This window comes from Bacillus sp. A1, from assembly GCF_042296235.1.
In the GTDB taxonomy this organism is placed as follows: Bacteria; Bacillota; Bacilli; order Bacillales; family Bacillaceae; genus Bacillus; species Bacillus velezensis.
Window position 1 is genome coordinate 1,079,610 of sequence record NZ_CP141181.1, and the last position, 21,419, is coordinate 1,101,028.

Sequence of the window (21,419 nt, forward strand, 5' to 3'; positions counted from 1 at the left end):
CGTTAGTATAATAATCATTTTCGAATCTCTATTGGATTTTCTTTGTCCAAGTTATTTGTGCAACAACAGGATTGATCCCTTGTGGGAGTAAGGGAATTGCTAGATGCTAAGAGTTTTAATATAAAAAATCAGGTTTACAGAACCGCCTATCTCAGAACCACTTTTCAGGACAGGATGGGCAGCCATATCCCGAAGCGGCAGGAATTCATGCTGTATCCGAAGGAAGAGCGGACAAGAATGATCTACGACTTTATTTTGCGGGAGCTGGGGGAGAGATATTAGAGAAAGCTGTGATGTGAAGGGACGGGTCCTCTCCTTTTGGGGAGGGCTTTTTTCGATTTACATGCCCGGGCAGAGTTGTATCGTGTCCGTCTGTTGGCTATGATGATGTAAAGAGTAATGATATTTCATTTTAGGAGAGATGGGCATGGATGTGTTTGCAAAATATGTATCAGGAATCGATAACCCGGATCACCGTCTCAAAGCAGAGGAAATTTTGTCGTGGACGGCTGACCAATTTCCGAACTTAGAAGCGCAGATCAAGTGGAACAAACCGATGTTTACCGATCACGGCACCTATATCATTATGTTTGCCGCGGCAAAAAATCATTTGAGCATTTTACCTGAAAAAGAGACGATGGAGCATTTTGCCGATGACATCGCCCAGGCCGGGTACAGCGCTTCTTCGCGCCTCTTCAGAATTCGATGGACTGATCCGGTGCACTATGATCTGCTTAAGAAGATCATCGAATTTAACATCAAGGAAAAAGCTGAAAATCCGGGGTTTTGGCGCTAGCGGACGTGATGTTGAAGGAGGAAGACATGGGCGTTTTCAAAGACTATTTATCAAGTATCGACAGTCCTGATCATCGTCTGCGAATGGAGGAAATCCTGTCGTGGACGGCTGGCCAATTTCCGAACTTAGAAGCGCAGATCAAGTGGAACACGCCGATGTTTACCGATCACGGCACCTTTATTATCGGCTTTGCGGCAGCAAAGCATCATGTAAGTGTTTCCCCCGAAGAAGCTGGAATTGCGCATTTTGCCGACGACATTGCCCGTGCCGGCTACAGCGCTACTTCCCGTTTGTTCAGAATTCAATGGACTGAACCGGTGCATTATGAGCTGCTTGAACGCATGATTCAATTCAATATTCAGGATAAGGCGGACTGCTCAGCATTTTGGCGGAAATAATGAAAGAAATGTTAAAAAAACAACCCTGAGGAGGGCTGTTTTTTTATTGGAAACACATGATCAGCCCATTTTAATCAAGAAGCAATGGATGACGTACTATAAAAAATAAGGAGTACGAAGCAGTGAATGAATTTTATAAGGCGTTAACACATGTAAATAAAATTTTTTATGAACCAAATCACTTAACGATACATGATATTCAAGAAGAAGCTCAAAATTCAGAGTATGGGGCCGGTATGTTTCAACTGCATTCAAAATCAGTTCGATTCAGAGTCGCAAAAATAACGCCTAACAAGATAGGACAGTTTGTTGCTTTTTGGGAAAAAGATGGAGATGGTAAAAACCACGCCTTTTCATATGAAAAAGCTGCTGATTTATTGGTTATCAATACTTTTGCCGGTAATCATCATTTTGGACAATTTGTTTTTCCAAAAGAAGTTCTTGTAAAGCAAAATATCCTTAAAACAGCCGCTGCAAAAGGAAAAATGGCAATTAGAGTTTACCCTAAATGGGAAAATCCCACTAGCAAACAAGCTATCAAAACACAAAAATGGCAGTTGGCATATTTTGTAGAGGCGAACGATGCAGATCGTTTTCCAGCACAAGACCTGTTAAAGCTATATTCTAACTAAAATTGGACAGCCCTGAGCCGGCTGACAGTATGTGAAGTTAACCGGTGCGTGAGTTGGAGAATAACGGGGAACCTCAACAAATGAGGTTCCTCTAATTGTTATATAGAAATCGACATTTTGAATGTAACAGAGTTTGTTTATTAAACGTAATCCGAAAAATAAAGGATTTGCGTATCCGGCAGACCCTCACGAAACGCACGATGGCAGACCCTCACGAAACGCACGATGGCAGAAATCGTGCGTTCAACATTCTTTATTTGACGACAGACATGCTGACGCTGCTGCCTGACACTGTCAATTTGGCAAAATCCTGTGTATCAATCACAGGGGTGACTGCTTTATTGTCGATCGTGATGTTCGTAAAGGCTGTTGAGAAGTTTGATTTGATGTAAGGGCGCTGATCCTCTGATGTGACCGCGACGGTGGCGAGCGCTTTCCATTTTGAGACAGAGCCTACATTTGTTTGGGCGAGTTCTGAGATGATGCGGCCGGTGTATCCGTCATTATTCGTGCCCCAATATGTGGCGCGGGTATTGCCGTTCAGATTTTTGTAAATGGTCAGCTGTACGGTGCTGCCGGGTCGGAAGCCTTTCGTATAGGTGAATTGGCTTTCTCCTTCCAGATACCGGACCTGGCCTTGTCCCTTTGAACCGACTTTCATGATCGGTTTCCATACATGATAGGTGTCACTGTACTGAAGCCCGATATCAGCCTCTGTGCCTCCGGTAAATCCTGAGTAAATATAGGCTGTCCCATTTGACACCTGAATCGAGCTTGGAAGCTGAATTTTCGTGACGAGAACTGAGCCCGTGCTGTTCAGATAGGCCCTTCCGCCGATTCCTTTACTGAGCTGGGACGCCGCTTCCGCCGTATTTGGACTGATCACCCCCGGAATATCCGCCGTACATGCGCCGAATAGAACGGCTGTAGTGAGAACACCCGCAACAAGCCCTTTTTTCATCATCATTTCTCCTCCTATCATCATAGTCAGATAGCGCTATCAATTCATATTATAAAAGGTTTTGGGAAAAATTCCATAAAAGATATACGGGCGGACATAAATTAAAACTATTTTCCTATTTATCTTGTAAATGGAGATTATTTGAACTATGATATGTTCAGCCATACAGCATGATTCAGGAAAGGGGATAGGATAGAAATGAAAAAGACGGCAGCTGTGCTTTTGTCTTTCGGCCTGGTGTTCGGTTGTTCATACGGAGCGGGGCAGACGGCAGAAGCGAAAACAAAGGTAAAAACGTATCAAAACTGCAAGGCGCTGAATAAGGTGTATAAGGGCGGCGTGGCCAAATCGTCGAAAGTGAAAAACAAGGGCGGCAGAACAAAGTACAAGCCGTATGTATCAAAAGCGCTTTATAATGCAAATAAAAGACTTGACCGGGATAAAGACTATATCGCATGTGAGAAATAAAAAAACAAGCCTCTTTAAAGAGGCTTGTTTTTTTAAATGGATTCGGCGGTGACGGCGGTTCCGTATCCGATTAATTCGGATGTGTTCTGTCCAGCGGTCAGTTCGAACCGCAGGCCGACGATGGCGTTCGCTCCGAGCTGCTCCGCCTCTCTGATCAGCCGCTCTTTCACCGCTTTTTTGGAGTCTTCCAGCATTTCGGTATAGCTTTTTAATTCGCCGCCGACGACAGATTTTAAGCCTGCAAGCAAGTCTTTTCCGATGTGACGGGACTGGACGATACTGCTTGTCACTAAGCCTTTTACTTCCGTAATCTGTTTTCCGGCGACGGTTTCGGTCGTTGTCATGATCATGCGGCTTTCCCCCTTCATGTGTCTTACCGCTATTTTATCATTAAGCCGCCTTTTCGGCTGCGCTGATTTGTTTTTTTCTGACTGCGGCGCTGACTGCAAACATGACGGCAATGTTCAGAACCAGCGCGATGATGCCTGTATTCATATCCTTAACGATCTGCGGAAGAAACGGAAAGAGGGTTCCGACGGTTGATTCGGTCAGCGTAATGAAGGCCACCGTTCCGACCCCGGCCGTTATGCCGGCAAAAGCGCCGTGGCTTGTGATGAAACGCCGCTTCGGCAGGCTGAATAAGAGGGCGGGGAAAAGCTGGGTGACAAGGCTGTAGCCCATTAAAAGCAAGGTGACGATGGTATTTCCGCCTTTCAGCGTAAAATATACGGATATCAGCGCGATGACGGGTACGGCGTATTTTGCGAGCCGTGAGACTTTTTCGTCAGTCGTGCCGGGCAGAATGGCTTTGTACACATTTTTGGCGAACAGCGTGCTTGAGGCCATGAGTATCATTGAACCGGGTACTAGCGCCGTCAGAATGCCCGCCGATCCGATCAGTCCGACAAACCAGGGATCAAAGGTTTTCACAGACAGCTTTAATAAGGCGAGATCCGTGTCCGCCCCTTTTAAACCGGGCACCTGCAGAATTGCCGCAAATCCGGTAAAGATGACAAACAGCAGGACGAGCTGATAAAGAGGCATGATGATCGCGTTTTTCCGAAACACCCGCGGATGCTCCGCCGAATAGGAAGCGGCAAAGGTATGGGGCCACATATAAAAGCCGAGGGCGGTCAGCAAAACCGTTGAGCTGAACCAGGAAACGCTCTGTCCGGTTTCCGGCAGCGTGAGAAAACCGGGTTTTGCGGCGTCAATTTGTTTGAACATCTCCGTAAACCCGCCATAGTAATGAATGGGCAGATAAATGCCTAAATACAGGACGATGCCTAAAATCATGATATCTTTGACGACGGATATCCACGCTGAACCATGGATTCCTGAAATCATCACATAAATTGTGATGGAGACAGCGCCGATCCAGACAGCGGCGGAGGGCGGAATCTGTCCGTATGACGTTGCTGAAACAATTAATCCGAGCCCTTTCAGCTGCAGAACGAGATAGGGGATGAGGGATGCGATGCCGACGAGCGATACGAGAATGCCGAGGAGCGGGCTGTTGTATTTTGAAATAAAAAAATCTGATTGCGACATCAGTTTGTGTTGTTTGGCGTAAGTCCACACGGCTGGCAGAAGCCAATATGACAAAATGTAGGCAAGGCAGCCGTACGCGATAATATAAAAGGCCGGGCCTCCTTTTCCGTAAGCCCATCCGCTTCCGCCGAGGAATGTGAAGGTCGTGTATATTTCTCCCGCCATTAATAAAAAGACAAACATCGTGCCGAAGCCGCGTCCGCCCACCGTCCATTGTTCAAGGTCCATATGTTTTCCTTTTCGGGCCCGGATTCCGAGATATACACAAAACAGGAGCACGGCGGCCATTACGGGAAATGCTGCATTCATTCCGTCTCACCCGCCTTGTTTTCTTTGTCCAATTTGTAAACGGCGGCCATCAGAACGGAAGTCAGCACCGCCCAGATGACGACATATGCGAGAATGAAAGGCATTCCGAAAACATAAGGCGTCACCCGGTTTGCAAATGGAATGCCGGCGAGAATTCCGAAAAAGGGCAGGGCGGCGAGAACATGAATCAGTTTCATAACATTCCTCCTTTTCATTGAAAACAGCGTGTCCCGATTATAAAAAAAATCATGTCGAATGTATAGTGTGAATAGTCTGAATTTTATTTTTTAAAAAGGAAAAGCAGTCCCGGCTGCTTTTTAAATGGTCGCAAGAGACAGGTAATATTCCAATAAGGCGGTGACCTGTTCCCGTATTCTCGGGTTGAAATAACGGTGTTTTTCTTCATAGCCGTTAATGGTGCATATATAAAGCGTAAATGCTTCGTCTCTTTCCGCTTCGTATATTTTAATTTTACGCTTTCTTAACTCTTTTCGAACATCACTCAAATCCTTTTGTGCTAATTTTAAAGAGCAGCTGATAAGCTGTTTATAGGGTTGTTTTAATTTGAACGGGCACGAATCAAGCGCTTCGAGGTCCCGGTTCAGGATGGCAGCCGCCATGGGCAGAAACAGCCCTTTTTCGATGAGATCGCGGGTGCCGCTCCGAATGTCAGGCATAAATACTCCTTCTTTCTTAAAAAAAGAGAACATTTGTTCTTATTTTATACTCGCTTACACGATATTTCAAGTCGGAAAATCTCGTAAACATTTTCGTTTTTTGGAGATAATGTGTAGAATAAGGATAGACAAACTCGTTAAGGAGTATAAACGTTGGAGCAATTTTTATCATATTTGACTGAGGAACAGCTGACGGAATGGTTCCAAAGCTATAGAGCTTTCGGCCCGGCGGCTGCGGCTGCACTGCCTTTTATTGAAGCGTTTCTTCCGTTTTTGCCGCTCGTTGTATTTGTGGTGGCGAATACGAATGCATTTGGTTTGTGGGAAGGTTTTTTTCTGTCATGGCTCGGGTCTGCGTCAGGATCGATGCTGATGTTTTATGCCGTCCGCCGTTTCGGACAGAAGAGAGCTTTCGGTTTCATCCGCAGGCATCAGACCATAAGGCGGATGATGCTCTGGGTTGAGCGGCACGGTTTCGGTCCGCTGTTTATTTTACTTTGCTTCCCCTTTACGCCGTCCGCTGCGGTTCATATCGTTGCCGGTCTGTCACGGGTAGGGGCGCTGCAGTTTATATCAGCAGCCGCGATGGGGAAAATGGTTATGATCTTTATGATCAGTTTTATCGGGTATGATCTTCACGCACTCATGACACAGCCTTTCAGGATGGCGGGCGCCATAATGGTGATCGCGGTGCTGTGGTATGCCGGAAAGCATATCGAACGGCGTTTACAGACGAGAATCAGTCAGCATGAGAAAGACGGAGGGAGACAGGAATCTTGAAAAAACGATTTTGGTTTATAGCCGGCGTGCTTATCGTTGTTTTGGCCATACAATTAAAGAATGCCATTTTTATTGATTATAAAGTCGAAGGAATCAGCATGAATCCGACCTTTAAACAAGGAAATGAGCTGATGGTCAACAAGTTTTCCCATCGTTACAAAACGATCCGCCGTTTCGATATTGTTCTGTTTAAAGGCCCGCACCGCAAAGTGCTGATCAAACGTGTCATCGGGCTCCCCGGCGAGTCAATCGCATACAGGGAGGATCAGCTGTATGTGAATGGAAAACGGGTGGCGGAACCGTTTTTAAAACCGTTAAAGTCATCATTGTCCGCCGGGAGCCATGTGACCGGTGATTATACGCTGAAGGAAACGACCGGGCGCAAAAGCATACCGAAGGGACAATACTTTGTTATTGGCGACAACCGCATATACAGCCTCGACAGCCGTCATTTCGGTCCGATTAAGGATAAAGACATTGTCGGAGTCATCAGTGAATCAGACGCCAAGTGAACGGCGTCTTTTTTTCGGAAATGATTGTCAAAAAGCGGAGGAAAGACTATAATGAAAATTGTTACGCGCGAAACAAAAAAGGAGGCGTTTATTTTTTAGTGGTTTTGTTACGCGTGTAACAAAAAAGGAAAGAGGGCTGATGAGATGAAAACACAGGTTGCCATTATCGGGGGAGGTCCGGTCGGGCTTATGCTTGCATCAGAACTGGCGCTGGCCGGAGTGAAAACGACTGTCATTGAACGATTGAAGAAGACGGTGCCATATTCCAAAGCGCTTATCATGCATCCGCGCACACTTGAGCTTTTTGCCATGAGAGGCATATTGGAACGCTTTGCGGATCAAGGGACGAAGGTGTCTTCCGGCCATTTTTCCATGCTGGATACACGGCTGGATTTTTCTCGGCTGGATACGAAGCAGAATTATTCGTTAATGCTGCCACAGGCAGAAACGGAGCGGATTTTGGAGGAGTATGCATCAAGTCTCGGCGCAGACATCATCCGCGGGGCGGAAGCGGTGGCTGTCACCCAGACGGATGACGGAGTGGAGACGGTGTTCCGGGACGAAAGCGGAATCCGCACTCTTCACAGCTTATATGCCGCGGGTACAGACGGGGCGGGGAGCATTGTCCGGAAACAGGCGGGCATCGCTTTTTCGGGCACAGATGCCGACTTAACAGGAACCCTTTGTGATGCCGCTTTGAAACATCCGCCCGAATCTTCCTTTTTTTCAACGTGCCGCCTGGAGGGATCGGTTGTGATTATCCCTCTTACGGACGGACTTTTCCGCGTCCTCATCGTTTCTCCGCACGTCCCGCAAAAGCGGAAGGAAGAGCCGGTCACCGAAAATGAGCTGAAAGAAGACCTGCGGCGGATATGCGGCACTGATTTCGGATTGAGTGATCCGGTATGGATGTCGCGGTTCGGCAATGCCGAGCGTCAGGCTGAGCAGTACCGCTCCGGCCGGGTTTTTGTGGCCGGGGATGCGGCGCACATTCATTTTCCCGCAGGCGGCCAAGGCCTGAATACGGGGCTTCAGGATGCCGTCAATCTCGGCTGGAAGCTGGCGGCGCAAATGAAAGGAAAAGCGGCGCCTCATCTTCTGGACAGCTATCATCAGGAAAGGCACAGCACAGGAAAAGAAGTGCTGCACAATATCAAAACGCAGATCAAGCTCATGGATTTTACCGAGTCGGGGATGGCATTAAGAGAAACGATGACCGCTTTGCTGGATTTTCAGGAGTCCAACCGTTTATTGGCGGGAAAAGTATCCGCGCTTGATCTGCATTATGAACCGGATGCGGAGCTGCCGCCGCATACGCTGAACGGAAAACGCCTGCCGGATATCGAACTGACCCTTCATGACGGGCGGCCGGCCCGGCTGTATGATTTTCTCCGCAAGGGCGGCTTTGTGCTTCTGTCATTAAGAGGGAGCATTCCCGCCGGTATTGATACGGACAGCGTGGCTGCTGTCAGGGCGGAGCTTGCTGAAACACGTGCCGATTGGGATGATGTTCACACCGTTTTAATCCGGCCGGACGGCCACGCGGCATGGGCAGCCGGCCGCTCGGGACGTGAAGCGGAAGAAGCCGTTCTGGCCGGTTTGGAGAGATGGGGATTCATCTGATACCCTTTTATGCGCCTGTGTGATTGTTTCTTGTGTAACAAAACGTTATAGTAAAAGAAACAATCAATACGGAAGGGTGACTCAGCAGTTGGACAGAAGACAGCCAGACCATGCAAAACACATGATTCTTGAAGGGCTGACAGATATTTTTCACGAGCAGGAGAGGTGTCAGGAGGACATCAGGGCGTCGTTGGCCGGACGGATGGACGAACTCCGTGAAGAAAACGGGAAAAAATTACAGCTGACCTTGACGGAAATTCACATTTTGTCGTGTATCGGAGATCATGAACCGATCAATGTCACGTCAATAGCGGAAAAAATGAAGACGACAAAGCCGACCGTGTCGAGAAGCTGCGCGAAGTTTTTGGAAGCCGGCTTTCTGCGCAGAACCCGGCTGAGCGACAATAAAAAAGAAGTCTATTTCCGGCTGACTCCTGCCGGGAAAGAGCTGCATTCCCTTCATCATGAATATCATGAATTGATAAAAAAGCGGCTCTTGGCGTTTTTAGACCGCTATACAGATGAAGAACTGTTATTTGCTGAACGGCTGTTCCGTGATCTTTCAGCAAACTGGCGGTCTGTAAATGGCGGCGGAGAGCTGTTCAAATAAAAAACACGCATATGGATGCGTGTTTTTTATTCGGATCATGTTCCTCTTTCTGCCCGGCCTCTTTCGCCGTGTGCCCGTTTCAGCTGAGAAAGGTGGTGCAGCAGCCGATAGAAGGGCGGAAGCATGGCGATGACGAGAACGATCCGGATGACCTGAACCGCGACGACGAAAGTCGAGTCTTCGTGCAGGGTGATCGAAGTCGCCGCCATCTCGGCGATCCCGCCGGGAGAAAAGGCGAGAACAGATGTAATCATGGAGATGCCCGTTAATTTAGAAACCGCAACCGCGCTCAGAATCATGGCGGCGATTAATCCGACGGAAGAAATAAATCCGACGGTCAGCACTCTCGTCACGCCGGTGAACATGCTTTTGTACATTTTTGATCCGATTGTGGCGCCGAGAAAAATTTGTGACAGCTGGTTCGCTTCCGGCGGCCACCAGGCCAGCATGTCTTTGCCCGCCAAGGCGGACACGCCGATTTCCGCAGCAGCAACGCCGATCATGCTGCCGAGCAGCCAAGGGGCGGGAAATTTCAGCCGTTTTGCGCCTTTGCTTGCAAGCCAGGCAGCCAAAATAAATCCGGCCGTTAACAAGACGGGAATAAGGCCCGGATGTGAAGCTCCTGCCGAAACGGCTCCGGCTGATGTCTGAGCCGTACCGTTTTGTTTGGTAAATAAGAAAATGACGAGAAACGGTATTGTCATGACGACCAAAAGGACGCGCGTCAGCTGAATAAGGCTTACAATCGCAGTGTTTGCGCCGACTTCCTGGGCGATACCGGGCATGGCGGATAAACCGCCCGGCGCCGTGCCTACAAAGCTTGTCATCATGTCCGTCCGGCTGAACCGAAAGAGCACATATCCGGAAACAAGCGCCATCACGATAGAGAAAATCAGCATGAAGCCTACCGGAAGCCAATGCTCCCGTAAAACCGACAGAACGGACAGGTTCAGTTTCTGGCCGAGTTCGATGCCGAGGATCATTTGTCCCGCCGCAAGCCATCTGCGGTGAATCCCTCTTCTGTCAGGCGCCATGAACAGCCAGCGGGGCCTCGTCATGGATAGGATGCAGCCGGCGGCCAGCGTTCCGAGCATCCAGGCGATCGACATCCCTGTAAGCGAAAGAAGAAACCCCCCTGCCGCACTGATGAGAATAAACCAGATATCTGTAAGGAGATGTTTGTCTTTCTTCAATGAAAACCCTTCTTCCTGAAACATTCATATTAAATTGTTAAGCTCGTTAACCTTACTATTACTATAGTATAGATTTTGAGATAAATAAATAATGAATTATTTCTCATAATCCATTCATTTTTCTTATCGCAAACGCAAAAAAAGCTCCGGAGATGGGTGAGTGCACCCTACTCCGAAACCTCGCCCGCTTTTCCTTTCCACACAAGCGTCAATCCCAGACCGAGAAATAAAACCACACCTGCGAACAGAAACGGGAAGTGAATATTCATATCAAATAAAATACCGCCCAGAGCCGGACCGAAAATGGTGCCCAAACTCGTGTATGTTGAGTTCATACCGGCAACAAACCCCTGCTGATTTCCTGCGATCTTCGATAGATAAGTAGTCAGTGCCGGGCGCAGTAAATCAAACGCAAGGAAAATGATGCAGGTGACAGCGAGCACGGGCAAAAACCCTGACATCACCGTAGAAACGAAAGCCAGCACAGCGCCGATGATCAGACAAAGCTGAATGACTTTTTTCTCCCCGAGGAAGTTGACAAGTCTGCCGAACGCGAGCACTTGAATGAGGACCGCCACAATGGAGCTGAACGTAATAATAATGGCGATATCCTTTGGCGTGAAGCCGAATTTATGGTTTGTAAATAAGCTGAATACCGTTTCGTACGCCGACAGCCCGAATGCCAAAACAAAGACGATGATAAAGGCGATCAAGTAGCTTGGATGAATCGACTTTTTCAAATCTTTTAAGAAGGTTGATTCTTTGACGCTTTCCATCTGCTTTGCGCGTTCATCTTTAGTTAACGGCTCTTTCAGCATAAAGACAGAGGAAATCACTGCGATAAATGCAATTCCCGCCGCAAAGAAAAACGGCATACGAACGCCGTGATCGGCAATAAATCCTCCTATGCCGGGCCCGATGATAAACCCTGTGCTGATGGCGGCAGATACATAGCCCATCGCCTTCGATCTTTCCTGCACCGTCGTAATATCTGCGACATACGCTGTAACGGCGGGCATGATAAAAGCGGCACTGATGCCCCCCAGCACCCTTGCGAAATATAAAATGGAGACATGTGTGCCCAACCCGAAGGTCAGTTCGGATAATGCGAATAAAAACAGTCCGGCGAGAATCATGATTTTTCTGCCGAAGCGGTCAACCCATCTTCCCGCAATGGGGGATGCAATTAATTGCGCGACGGCGAAGGCAGCGACAAGGTATCCCATTGTGCTGCCCGTCAAGTGCATCACATTCATAAACAGCGGCATAACGGGAATGATCAATCCGATGCCTAAAAACGCAATAAATATGTTGCTTAATAAGATGATGAGTACAGCCTTTTGTTCTCTGATCGGTTTTTGCATGTTGTTTCTCCTTTGTCAGCTGTCATTCTGTTTATCAGCGTTGATCGACCCGTGAATAAACACGGAGATGGCTTCTTTTTGCAATTCGATTCTTTGCTGAATGGTATCGTTTTTATATAACACATCTAAACCGTAGAAGACGGATAGCAGGATTTTTACTTTTGATTCGACATGATGAATGGACCAGCTTCCGTCTTGATTTCCTTCTTCTAAGATCTCTCTCATCACATCGTCATATTCAATATCAATTTTGTTGAGCCGCTTTACGACCTCTTCTGACGTAAACGCACTCGCATAAAACTCTTCACTTGCTCTCATAAGCGGGTAATTGATGCTCATCCGGCTGAGCAGCTCCGCAAAGCCCGCCAGTTTTTCGGCAGCATCTTTCAGATCAGCTTCCATTTCCCTCCACGTCTCGATCATCACGCGGTGATCCTCTTCCATGATATGAAGAAACAGAAACTCTTTTCCTTTAAAATGGTGATATAGATTGCCTTTACTGATTTCGGCCGCCTCTAAAATATCCCGAATCGATGTTTCTGAATATCCTTTTTTTGCAAATAAGTCACGCGAAGCGGATACGAGCCTGTTCTTCGTCTTTTCGCTCTTTCCGGCACCGCCTTTTGTATTTGTCACTTCACACAGATCCTTTCCGCCTCATTCATATCGTTGTCCCGGCAAAGCGGGGCTCGGTTCGTTTAAAACCGACCAGTTGGTTTATTTTATTATAAAGGGTTTTTGCTGATTATACAATGAAGAAGTTATCCATTGTTTAGAGGGAGTATAAAAACGGTTCGAAAAGTAAACCCCATTCTCTCATGTTGAAAGAACGGGGTTTGTCTGCGGTCTGCCTGAACCGTTATTTTCCGGTATTTACCTCGGTGTAGCTTGTGTTCGGCGCGTTTGATACCGTTCCCCCTGTATGGTGGAAAGGAGAGTGGGCCATATCGTATAAAAACCAGACGGCATGACGCTGCTCGTCAAATGCCGTGCGGGCAAATAACCGCTTCGCTTCCGGATGCACCGCTCTATCGGATGCCTGCAAATAAAAATCATTCGTTTTCTGCTCATCATAAAACGCCGCCCTCAGTCCTTCTCTGTATGTGTGCGGACAATGCTCCGTCTGTTTCGGCGTCAACTGTTTTCCGGTAATTGACGTATACAGTGAAGAGAAAGCGTGCAGGTGGCGCACTTCTTCTTCTCTGATATGTTCGATTCGTCTTCTGATTTCTGCGGTCGGCGCTTTTTCGGCTAATATTGAGTAGCAAATCACAGCGCTGTATTCACCGTTTATGGATTTTACCAGATCCTTGATAAGCACAGAATCGTCACTGCAGATGGCTGTATAATGAAAAAAATTCTCGTGCATTGGACTCACCCCCGGATGTTTATAGGGTATTATACGGCGGCAGCCCGTGACATGTGCGGATGTCATTTTTATTCTTGATCTAGCGGCGATGTAATATGGTCGTCGTATGTGTCGACAAAAAGCCGGCCGTTGCTTCCGCGCACAGCGTATACGACGTCTTCCGGTTTGAGGTTTCTCTTGTCCAATTCTTCTCTCAGCCATTTTTCCGATACGTGGTTTTCTTCCAGATTCTTCATCACCAGCCGGCCGTCCATAATCAGCTCAACGGCAAAGTTCTTTTCATGTCCGGCAAAGATGCCGAGATCCTGTCTTGTAACGGGCGCAAATTCCGGTTTGACCTCCACTGACATGCTGCCGTTTGTTTCAATGATGGCAGTCTGAACCTGAGAAATGTCAAATACGTCATTTACACGCAGCTGCTGGTTCAAGTAGTCGATGGTATAACGCATCGTTTTCATATTATGCTCAAGTATTTTACCGTTTTGAATGATAATGGTCGGTTTGCCTGCAAAGAAACCCCTAAGGGCCCTGTTTTTCATAGAAAGATATGCGACAAGGTAAATGATTGCCACGAAAATAATGTAGGCAATGACATTATAATGAATCGGCAGCTTTGTATTAAACGACAGATTTGCCGTGATGGCGCCGAGCGAGATGGCCGCAATGAAATCAAAAAGCGTCATCTGTGAAATGGTTTGTTTACCGAGTATCCGGGCGCCGATAAACAGAATGCTGAACGACAGAGCCGTCCGTACAATCACTTCGGGATATTCTGACATCATCATTAGTCCTTTTTTCTTTATTTTGGTCAGAAGCGATACTTTTTAAAACAGTCATCCCGTTTTTACCAGCAGATGAGATTGGTCATTTTCGTCAACTTTCGATAAAATGTAGAAAGATAAAAAGAGAGGGGTCTTCTAATTTGGGTGTTGAGTTTTTAGTAGGCAGATCGGGGAGTGGGAAAACGAGGCTGATTATCGACAGCATTCAAGATGAACTGCGCCGGGAGCCGTTCGGGAAACCGATCATTTTTCTAGTCCCGGATCAAATGACGTTTTTAATGGAATATGAGCTTGCTAAAACGCCGGATATCGGCGGCATGATACGCGCTCAAGTGTTCAGTTTTTCGCGTTTGGCGTGGCGCGTGCTTCAGCATACCGGGGGCATGAACCGCCCGTTTGTGACGACGACGGGTGTGCAGATGCTTTTAAGGAAACTGATTGAAGAACATAAGCACGAGTTTAAAGTGTATCAAAAAGCGAGTGACAAAACCGGGTTCACTGAGCAGGTGGAACGGATGCTGACAGAGTTTAAGCGGTACTGTATTGAGCCTGAAGACGTCCGCCGCATGGCGGAAAGCGGAACGGCGTCAGAATATCGCGGAGAGCGGATGCTGTCTGAAAAACTTCATGATTTAGGCATTTTATATCAGCAGATGGAAAGAAGCCTCGCCGGACACTATTTGCATTCAGAGGATTATTTGACGCTGCTCGCTCAGCAGATTCCTTTGGCGGACGTTGTAAAAGGCGCCCGTGTTTACGTCGACGGATTCTATCAATTTACGCCGCAGGAATTAAGGGTGCTGGAGCAGCTGATCATGCATGCTGAACATGTCACATTCTCGCTGACGGCGGACAGTCCTTCGGCGGAACAGGCACCGGATGAGCTCGATCTGTTCAGAATGACGGGAAGCACATACTATAAGCTTTATCAGACGGCAAAGGAATTGAATGCCGATATTTCCTGCAAGGAACTGCATGGCACGAAGCGGCATCGGCATGTGCCGGAGCTTGCCTGTATAGAGTCGCAGTACGATGTGCGTCCCGCCGCGGCGTACACCGGCGGACAGGAAGCTTTTACCGTCATGCAGGCGCAAAACAGAAGAGCTGAGCTTGAAGGTATTGCCCGGGAAATTCAATCGCTTGTCCGGGACGGAGGATACCGGTACAAAGATATGGCGATTCTCATCCGTCAGCCGGAAGATTATAAAGATTTGCTGAAGGAAGTGTTTGCCGATTACGGGCTTCCTTATTTTATTGACGGAAAAGCTTCTATGCAGCATCACCCGCTTATTGAATTCATCCGTTCAAGCCTGGATGTCGTGAAGGGGAACTGGAGATATGAAGCGGTGTTCCGCTGTGCGAAAACCGAACTGTTATTCCCGCTTGATCAGCCGGAGCAGAAAATAAGAGAGCAGGTTGATCAGCTTGAAAACTACTGTATCGCCTACGGCATTAAAGGGGAGCGCTGGACGAGCGGCGAGCGGTTTGTATACAGGCGCTTCGTATCGCTCGATGTGGATTTCGCGCAGACAGATCAGGAAATAGAGATGGAGCAAATGCTGAATGAGACGAAAGAGTGGATGGCCGCGCCCCTTGTCCGGCTTCAAAACCGGATGAAAAAGGCGAAAACGGTTCAAAGTATGGCGGAGGCTCTTTATCTCTTTTTGGAAGATACCGATGTTCCCCTGAAGCTGGACCGAAAAAGGCAGCGGGCCGAAGAGGCCGGAAACATGATCGAAGCGCAGCAGCACGGCCAAGCGTGGGATGCCGTTATCCAGCTTCTCGAGGAGTTTGCCGGCATGATGGGTGAAGATGAAATATCTTTGGCGCTGTTCCAGCAAATGCTTGAAACGGGAACGGAATCGCTTCATTTTTCTTTAATTCCTCCTGCGCTTGACCAAGTATTTGTAGGGAATATGGATCTCTCAAGAATGTACGGCACGTCCTGCACATTCGTCATCGGGGCCAATGACGGCATTCTTCCGGCGCGCCCGGATGAAAACGGCGTGCTGTCTGATGATGACAGGGAGTGGCTGAAAGCGGTCGGAGTGGAGCTGTCTTCCGCGGGGCGTGAGCGGCTGCTTGATGAGCATTTTCTCATCTATATGGCGCTGTCGAGTCCGTCTGACCGTCTTTATGTGTCATACCCGATTGCCGATGCGGAAGGAAAAACGCTCCTGCCGTCAATCGTTGTAAACAGGCTTGGCGAGCTGTTTCCCGATCATCAGGAAAAGCTGTCAGCGGCTGATCCCGAGCAGGTAAGCGAAGAAGAGCAGCTCCAGTATCTCGTCAATAAACAGGTGGCTCAGACATATACGGCAAGTCAGCTCAGGCTGTGGACAAGAGAGTACGAGATCAGTGACGTATGGTGGAGCGCATACAATGTGCTGATGAAAGAGTCTGATCACCGGCGTGCGAAAAAGCTGTTTTCAAGCCTGTTTTTCCGCAATGAGGCGAAGCGTCTTGAACGGCCTGTTTCGCGCCAGCTTTACGGCGAGCATATTAAAGGAAGCGTCTCCCGGATGGAGGCGTTTAATGCCTGCCAGTTTTCCCATTTTGCATCACACGGGCTTCAATTAAAAGAGCGGCAGTTTTTCAAGCTGGAAGCCCCGGATATCGGCCAGCTGTTTCACTCCAGCCTGAAGCTGATTTCAGACCGGCTTCGTGAGCAGAAGCTGGAATGGCGCGATCTGACGAAAGATCAGTGCCGGAATTTCTCCTATGAAGCGGTGGAACGGCTTGCGCCAAAGCTGCAAAAAGAGATTCTGCTCAGCTCAAACAGACACTTTTATGTGAAGGAAAAACTGCAGAAGATCGTCACGCGTGTTTCAGGCATATTAAGCGAGCATGCGAAGGCGAGCGGTTTCGTCCCGGTCGGTCTTGAACTCGGTTTCGGCGGAAGCGGGCCGCTGCCTCCGCTCACTTTCACGCTGAAAAACGGCTGTACGATGGAACTCGTCGGACGGATCGACCGCGTGGATAAAGCGGAAAGCTCAAAAGGCCTGCTGCTGAGAATCGTTGATTATAAATCAAGCGACAGAGGGCTTGATCTGGCTGAGGTGTATTACGGGCTCGCTCTGCAAATGCTCACATATCTTGACTTATCGATTACACATTCCGCGGATTGGCTCGGCATGAAAGCGACCCCGGCAGGCGTTTTGTATTTCCATATTCATGATCCGATGATTCAGGCCAGTCTGCCGATGGGGCTTGATGAAATCGAGCAGGAAATTTTTAAGAAATTTAAAATGAAAGGCCTTCTCCTCGGTGACCGGGAGGCGATCAGCCTGATGGACACGACGTTGGAGGAAGGGCGTTCAAATATCGTCAATGCCGGTTTGAAAAAGGACGGGTCTTTAAGATCCGACTCAGCCGCGGTCAGCGAACAGGATTTTCATCTGCTGACAGACCATGTGCGGCGGACATTTGAACAGGCGGGCGAAGCGATAACGGACGGGCTTGTGTCCATTACCCCGTATAAGCTGAAAGATAAGACGCCTTGTACGTATTGTGCGTTTCAATCGGTGTGCCAGTTTGATGAGTCGCTTAAGGAAAATGAATACCGCAGCCTGAAAGCGGAAAAAGACGGCACTATACTGGATTGGCTGAAGAAGGAGGCGGATGATGATGCAAATTCCTAAACCGAAAGACAGCATATGGACGGATGACCAATGGAGCGCCATCGTTTCTTCCGGCCGCGATATTCTGGTCGCTGCCGCAGCCGGATCAGGTAAAACGGCCGTGCTCGTGGAACGGATGATCAGAAAGATAACCGCGGAAGAAGATCCGTTTGATGTTGACAGGCTCCTTGTGGTGACCTTTACAAACGCCTCAGCAGCGGAGATGAAGCATCGGATCGCGGAAGCATTAGAAAAAGAGCTCGCCAAAAATCCGGGATCTCTGCATATCAGACGGCAGCTCTCTCTATTAAATCGGGCGAGCATTTCGACGCTTCACTCTTTCTGTCTGCAAGTGCTTAAAAAATATTATTATATGATTGATCTTGACCCCGGTTTTCGGATGGCTGACCAGACGGAAGGCGAATTGCTCGGAGACGAAGTGCTTGATGAGCTGTTTGAAGATGAATACGCAAAAGGGAATCAGGCGTTTTTTGAGCTTGCGGACAGATATACGACAGACAGGCATGATCTGGATCTTCAAGACCTTGTCAAACGGGTGTACGAGTATTCCCGGTCGCATCCTGACCCGGAAGCGTGGCTGCAAAGCTTTGTCCGCTTGTATGACGTGACGGAAGAAAGCAAAATGGAAGAGCTTCCGTTTTACCAGTATGTGAGAGAAGATGTTGAAATGGCGCTCTTCGGGGCAAAACAAAAGCTTGAGAAGGCGCTTGAACTGACAAAAGCGCCCGGCGGGCCGGCCCCGCGCGCTGATAATTTTCTGGATGACCTTCAGCAGATAGAAGAGCTGATCAGCTGCCGGCATGACTTCGATGCGCTGTATGAACGGGTTCCCGCAGTCTCATTTAAGCGGGCGAAGGCGGTAAAGGGTGATGAATTTGACAAAGCGCTTTTGGACGAAGCGACCGATTTGCGAAACGGCGCGAAGAAACTGATCGAAAAGGTAAAGACAGATTACTTTACAAGAAGTCCGCAAGATCACTTAAAGAGTTTAACAGATATGAAGCCTGTCATCGAAACGCTCGTTCAGCTCGTGATATCGTACGGAAAACGATTTGAAGCGGCGAAACAAGAAAAATCAATTATTGATTTCTCAGATTTGGAACATTACTGCCTGGCGATTTTAACTGCGGTTGATGAAGAAGGCCGGCGGGTGCCGAGCGAAGCGGCCGTTTATTATCAAGACCAGTTTCATGAAGTTCTGGTTGATGAATATCAAGATACCAATCTTGTGCAGGAGTCTATCCTGCAGCTTGTTAAAAGCGGGAATGAAGAGGCGGGAAATCTGTTTATGGTAGGCGACGTCAAACAATCGATCTACCGTTTCAGACTTGCTGAGCCGCTGCTGTTTCTCGGGAAATATAAAAGGTTTACAGAAAGCGGGGAAGGCGCGGGGCAGAAAATTGATCTGAACCAAAATTTCCGCAGCCGCTCCGATATTTTGGACAGTACGAATTTCTTGTTTAAGCAGCTGATGGGCGGAAAAATCGGTGAAGTGGACTACGATGAACAGGCGGCATTGAAGCTCGGCGCATCGTATCCGCCGAATGACGCGGCAAAAACGGAACTGCTGCTGATTGACAGCGCTGATGACGCAGACAGCGCCGAGGATGCCGAAGACTTTGAAACCGTGCACTGGGAAGCGAAAGCGATAGCCGGGGAGATCCGAAAGCTTGTCTCATCTCCGTTTAAGGTATATGACGGCAAAACAAAAACACACCGGAATATCCAGTACCGGGATATCGTGATTTTGCTGCGCTCCATGCCGTGGGCGCCGCAATTAATGGAAGAGCTGAAAAACCAGGGCATTCCGGTGTACGCCAATTTGACGTCGGGTTACTTTGAAGCCGTGGAGGTGGCTGCGGCGCTTTCAGTCTTGAAGGTGATTGATAATCCGTATCAGGATATTCCGCTTGCTTCCGTGCTGCGCTCGCCCATCGTCGGATGTGATGAAAATGAACTTGCGCTGATACGCCTTGAAAAGAAAAAAGCGCCGTTTTATGAAGCGCTGAAAGCATATATAGCGAACGGTGACAGGCATGATGAACTATATCAAAAACTGAGAACCTTTTATGACAGTCTGCAAAAGTGGCGGTCATTTTCGACGAATCATTCGGTGTCTGAGCTGATTTGGGAAGTATACCGCGATACCGGATATTTTGACTATGCAGGCGGCATGCCCGGCGGAAAGCAGCGCCAGGCCAATCTGCGCGTCTTGTATGACCGGGCGCGCTCGTACGAAGCGACGGCGTTCCGCGGGTTATTCCGCTTTTTGCGGTTCATTGAACGGATGCAGGAGCGCGGCGATGATCTGGGGACGGCCCGGGCGCTCAGCGAGCAGGAGGATGTCGTTCGGCTGATGACGATTCACAGCAGCAAAGGACTTGAATTCCCCGTCGTTTTCACCGCCGGACTCGGCAGAAGTTTTAATATGATGGATCTCAACAAATCATACCTGCTTGATAAAGAGCTCGGTTTCGGCACGAAGTACATTCATCCGGAACTCAGAATCAGCTATCCGACTCTTCCGCTTGTGGCGATGAAGAAAAAGATGCGCAGAGAGCTCTTATCCGAAGAATTGCGCGTATTGTATGTGGCGCTGACCAGAGCGAAGGAAAAGCTGTTTCTCGTCGGTTCCTGCAAAAACCGGGAAAAACAGCTGGCCAAATGGCAGGCGCAAGCAGACCGGGCTGATTGGCTTCTTTCTGAATTCGACCGCTATCAGGCGTCATCTTATTTGGACTTTATCGGGCCGGCGCTCATCCGCCACCGTGACATGGAGGCGCACAGGACGCCGGGACTTTCATCGTCTGAGGATATCGCGCGCGACCCGTCGCGTTTTCACATCCGGATGCTGCAGCAAAGTGAATTGCTGGAAGAGAATCCAAAAGAACGTGCTGAAGAAAAGAGCAAACGTCTCAAAGCGATTCAGCAGGGCGAGCCGATTCCTGGTTCGTTTTCATTTGATGATCAGGCGCGCCGTCTGCTTGAATGGGAATATCCGTACCGAGAGCTGACGGCTATCAGAACGAAGCAGTCAGTTTCTGAGCTGAAGAGAAAGCAAGAATACGAGGATGAATACAGCGGCCGCTCTCTCATCAAACCGTCAGGAGACACGCTTTTATACAGGCGTCCCGGTTTTATGATGAAAAAAGGGCTGACAGCTGCCGAAAAAGGAACGGCGATGCATACGGTGATGCAGCACATACCGCTGACGCACGTGCCGACTGCCGAAGAAGCGGAGCGGACGGTCCGGATGCTTTACGAAAAAGAGCTGCTGACAGAAGAACAGCAGGAAGCTATTGATATAGAAGAAATTGTTCAGTTTTTCGGAACTGAAATCGGTAAAGACCTTCTCGGGGCGCTGCGGATTGACCGGGAAGTGCCGTTCAGTATGGCGCTTCCGGCCGGCGAGGTGTACAAGGATGCCGAAACGGCCGGTGAACCGCTGCTCGTGCAGGGGATTATTGACTGCCTCTACGAAACTGCGGACGGTCTCTATTTGCTGGACTATAAGACAGATCGGATAGAGGGGAAATTCCGGAACGGATTTGAAGGCGCGGCTCCGATTCTGCAAAAAAGGTATGAAACACAAATCGAATTGTATACAAAAGCGGTTGAACAAATTACGAAAACGAAAGTGAAAGGGCGTGCGCTCTATTTCTTCGATGGAGGTCACGTTCTTACACTGTAACAAGATCCGAAGCTCCTTTTTGGAGCGGATCTTTTTTTCTATCAAAAAGTGAGGTGAATGCG

At 48.5% G+C, this 21,419-nt stretch carries 20 protein-coding genes and 1 pseudogene; 11 read left to right on the forward strand and 10 right to left on the reverse strand.

The window, feature by feature from the left end; all coding sequences use genetic code 11:
- Nucleotides 1-117 precede the first annotated feature (117 nt).
- From U2H13_RS05560 to U2H13_RS05575, 4 genes and pseudogenes are all read left to right on the forward strand, one after another.
- Nucleotides 118-282 (forward strand): annotated as a pseudogene (locus U2H13_RS05560) (competence protein); the annotation flags it as partial.
- A gap of 145 nt (nt 283-427) precedes the next feature.
- Nucleotides 428-796: an iron chaperone gene (locus U2H13_RS05565; RefSeq protein ID WP_022553588.1), complete on the forward strand. Its 369-nt coding sequence runs from the start codon at nt 428-430 to the stop codon at nt 794-796.
- Between the two features lie 26 nt (nt 797-822).
- Nucleotides 823-1,194, forward strand: a complete 372-nt coding sequence (locus U2H13_RS05570) for an iron chaperone (protein ID WP_376700721.1) — start codon at nt 823-825, stop codon at nt 1,192-1,194.
- Between the two features lie 122 nt (nt 1,195-1,316).
- Nucleotides 1,317-1,826 carry a MepB family protein gene (locus tag U2H13_RS05575; RefSeq protein WP_154817817.1) on the forward strand — a complete coding sequence of 170 codons (510 nt, stop codon included), beginning with the start codon at nt 1,317-1,319 and terminating at the stop codon, nt 1,824-1,826.
- A gap of 253 nt (nt 1,827-2,079) precedes the next feature.
- Here the strand turns inward: U2H13_RS05575 and U2H13_RS05580 are convergent, their stop codons facing one another.
- Nucleotides 2,080-2,790: a YrpD family protein gene (locus U2H13_RS05580; protein WP_003155170.1), complete on the reverse strand. Its 711-nt coding sequence runs from the start codon at nt 2,788-2,790 to the stop codon at nt 2,080-2,082.
- A gap of 195 nt (nt 2,791-2,985) precedes the next feature.
- Here U2H13_RS05580 and U2H13_RS05585 point away from each other — a divergent pair, with 195 nt between their 5' ends.
- Nucleotides 2,986-3,255, forward strand: a complete 270-nt coding sequence (locus U2H13_RS05585) for an excalibur calcium-binding domain-containing protein (protein ID WP_003155168.1) — start codon at nt 2,986-2,988, stop codon at nt 3,253-3,255.
- A 32-nt stretch (nt 3,256-3,287) separates the two neighbouring features.
- Here the strand turns inward: U2H13_RS05585 and U2H13_RS05590 are convergent, their stop codons facing one another.
- The 4 genes from U2H13_RS05590 to U2H13_RS05605 all read right to left on the reverse strand — a co-directional run bounded on the left by U2H13_RS05590 (nt 3,288) and on the right by U2H13_RS05605 (nt 5,792).
- The gene (locus U2H13_RS05590) at nt 3,288-3,605 is read right to left on the reverse strand and encodes a YbjQ family protein (RefSeq protein WP_003155166.1); all 318 of its coding nucleotides are present in this window, start codon (nt 3,603-3,605) and stop codon (nt 3,288-3,290) included.
- A 40-nt stretch (nt 3,606-3,645) separates the two neighbouring features.
- Nucleotides 3,646-5,115 carry a sodium:solute symporter gene (locus U2H13_RS05595; protein ID WP_015388467.1) on the reverse strand — a complete coding sequence of 490 codons (1,470 nt, stop codon included), beginning with the start codon at nt 5,113-5,115 and terminating at the stop codon, nt 3,646-3,648.
- The gene (locus tag U2H13_RS05600; RefSeq protein ID WP_003155162.1) at nt 5,112-5,312 is read right to left on the reverse strand and encodes a DUF3311 domain-containing protein; all 201 of its coding nucleotides are present in this window, start codon (nt 5,310-5,312) and stop codon (nt 5,112-5,114) included. The genes U2H13_RS05595 and U2H13_RS05600 overlap by 4 nt, the downstream gene beginning before the upstream one ends.
- Nucleotides 5,313-5,432: 120 nt before the next feature.
- The gene (locus tag U2H13_RS05605; RefSeq protein ID WP_012117241.1) at nt 5,433-5,792 is read right to left on the reverse strand and encodes a hypothetical protein; all 360 of its coding nucleotides are present in this window, start codon (nt 5,790-5,792) and stop codon (nt 5,433-5,435) included.
- A gap of 153 nt (nt 5,793-5,945) precedes the next feature.
- On the opposite strand from U2H13_RS05605, the gene U2H13_RS05610 reads away from it, so the two are divergent.
- The 4 genes from U2H13_RS05610 to U2H13_RS05625 all read left to right on the forward strand — a co-directional run bounded on the left by U2H13_RS05610 (nt 5,946) and on the right by U2H13_RS05625 (nt 9,317).
- Nucleotides 5,946-6,572 (forward strand): TVP38/TMEM64 family protein, encoded by a 627-nt coding sequence (locus tag U2H13_RS05610; protein ID WP_156735226.1) that lies wholly within the window; start codon nt 5,946-5,948, stop codon nt 6,570-6,572.
- Nucleotides 6,569-7,084, forward strand: a complete 516-nt coding sequence (lepB, locus tag U2H13_RS05615; RefSeq protein ID WP_003155158.1) for a signal peptidase I — start codon at nt 6,569-6,571, stop codon at nt 7,082-7,084. The genes U2H13_RS05610 and lepB overlap by 4 nt, the downstream gene beginning before the upstream one ends.
- A gap of 144 nt (nt 7,085-7,228) precedes the next feature.
- Nucleotides 7,229-8,707, forward strand: coding sequence for a monooxygenase (locus tag U2H13_RS05620; RefSeq protein WP_376700722.1), 1,479 nt, complete (start codon nt 7,229-7,231; stop codon nt 8,705-8,707).
- Nucleotides 8,708-8,795: 88 nt separating this feature from the next.
- Nucleotides 8,796-9,317, forward strand: coding sequence for a MarR family transcriptional regulator (locus U2H13_RS05625; protein ID WP_012117244.1), 522 nt, complete (start codon nt 8,796-8,798; stop codon nt 9,315-9,317).
- Nucleotides 9,318-9,352: 35 nt separating this feature from the next.
- Here U2H13_RS05625 and U2H13_RS05630 read toward each other — a convergent pair whose 3' ends face one another.
- From U2H13_RS05630 to U2H13_RS05650, 5 genes are all read right to left on the reverse strand, one after another.
- Entirely contained in the window at nt 9,353-10,510 is a 1,158-nt protein-coding gene (locus U2H13_RS05630; RefSeq protein WP_022553582.1) for an AbrB family transcriptional regulator, read from the reverse strand.
- Nucleotides 10,511-10,677: 167 nt separating this feature from the next.
- Nucleotides 10,678-11,874 (reverse strand): MFS transporter, encoded by a 1,197-nt coding sequence (locus U2H13_RS05635; protein ID WP_204530425.1) that lies wholly within the window; start codon nt 11,872-11,874, stop codon nt 10,678-10,680.
- 15 nt (nt 11,875-11,889) lie between these two features.
- A complete protein-coding gene (locus tag U2H13_RS05640; RefSeq protein ID WP_376700724.1) occupies nt 11,890-12,510 on the reverse strand; it encodes a TetR/AcrR family transcriptional regulator in 621 nt (206 codons plus the stop codon).
- Nucleotides 12,511-12,733: 223 nt separating this feature from the next.
- Nucleotides 12,734-13,243 carry a ferritin-like domain-containing protein gene (locus U2H13_RS05645; RefSeq protein WP_007610501.1) on the reverse strand — a complete coding sequence of 170 codons (510 nt, stop codon included), beginning with the start codon at nt 13,241-13,243 and terminating at the stop codon, nt 12,734-12,736.
- Between the two features lie 68 nt (nt 13,244-13,311).
- A complete protein-coding gene (locus U2H13_RS05650) occupies nt 13,312-14,025 on the reverse strand; it encodes a DUF421 domain-containing protein (protein ID WP_017417413.1) in 714 nt (237 codons plus the stop codon).
- A gap of 140 nt (nt 14,026-14,165) precedes the next feature.
- Between U2H13_RS05650 and addB the strand changes: the two genes are divergently transcribed.
- Nucleotides 14,166-17,666: a helicase-exonuclease AddAB subunit AddB gene (addB, locus tag U2H13_RS05655; RefSeq protein ID WP_376700725.1), complete on the forward strand. Its 3,501-nt coding sequence runs from the start codon at nt 14,166-14,168 to the stop codon at nt 17,664-17,666.
- Nucleotides 17,653-21,357: a helicase-exonuclease AddAB subunit AddA gene (gene addA / locus U2H13_RS05660; protein WP_154817894.1), complete on the forward strand. Its 3,705-nt coding sequence runs from the start codon at nt 17,653-17,655 to the stop codon at nt 21,355-21,357. The genes addB and addA overlap by 14 nt, the downstream gene beginning before the upstream one ends.
- The last annotated feature ends 62 nt before the right edge of the window (nt 21,358-21,419 follow it).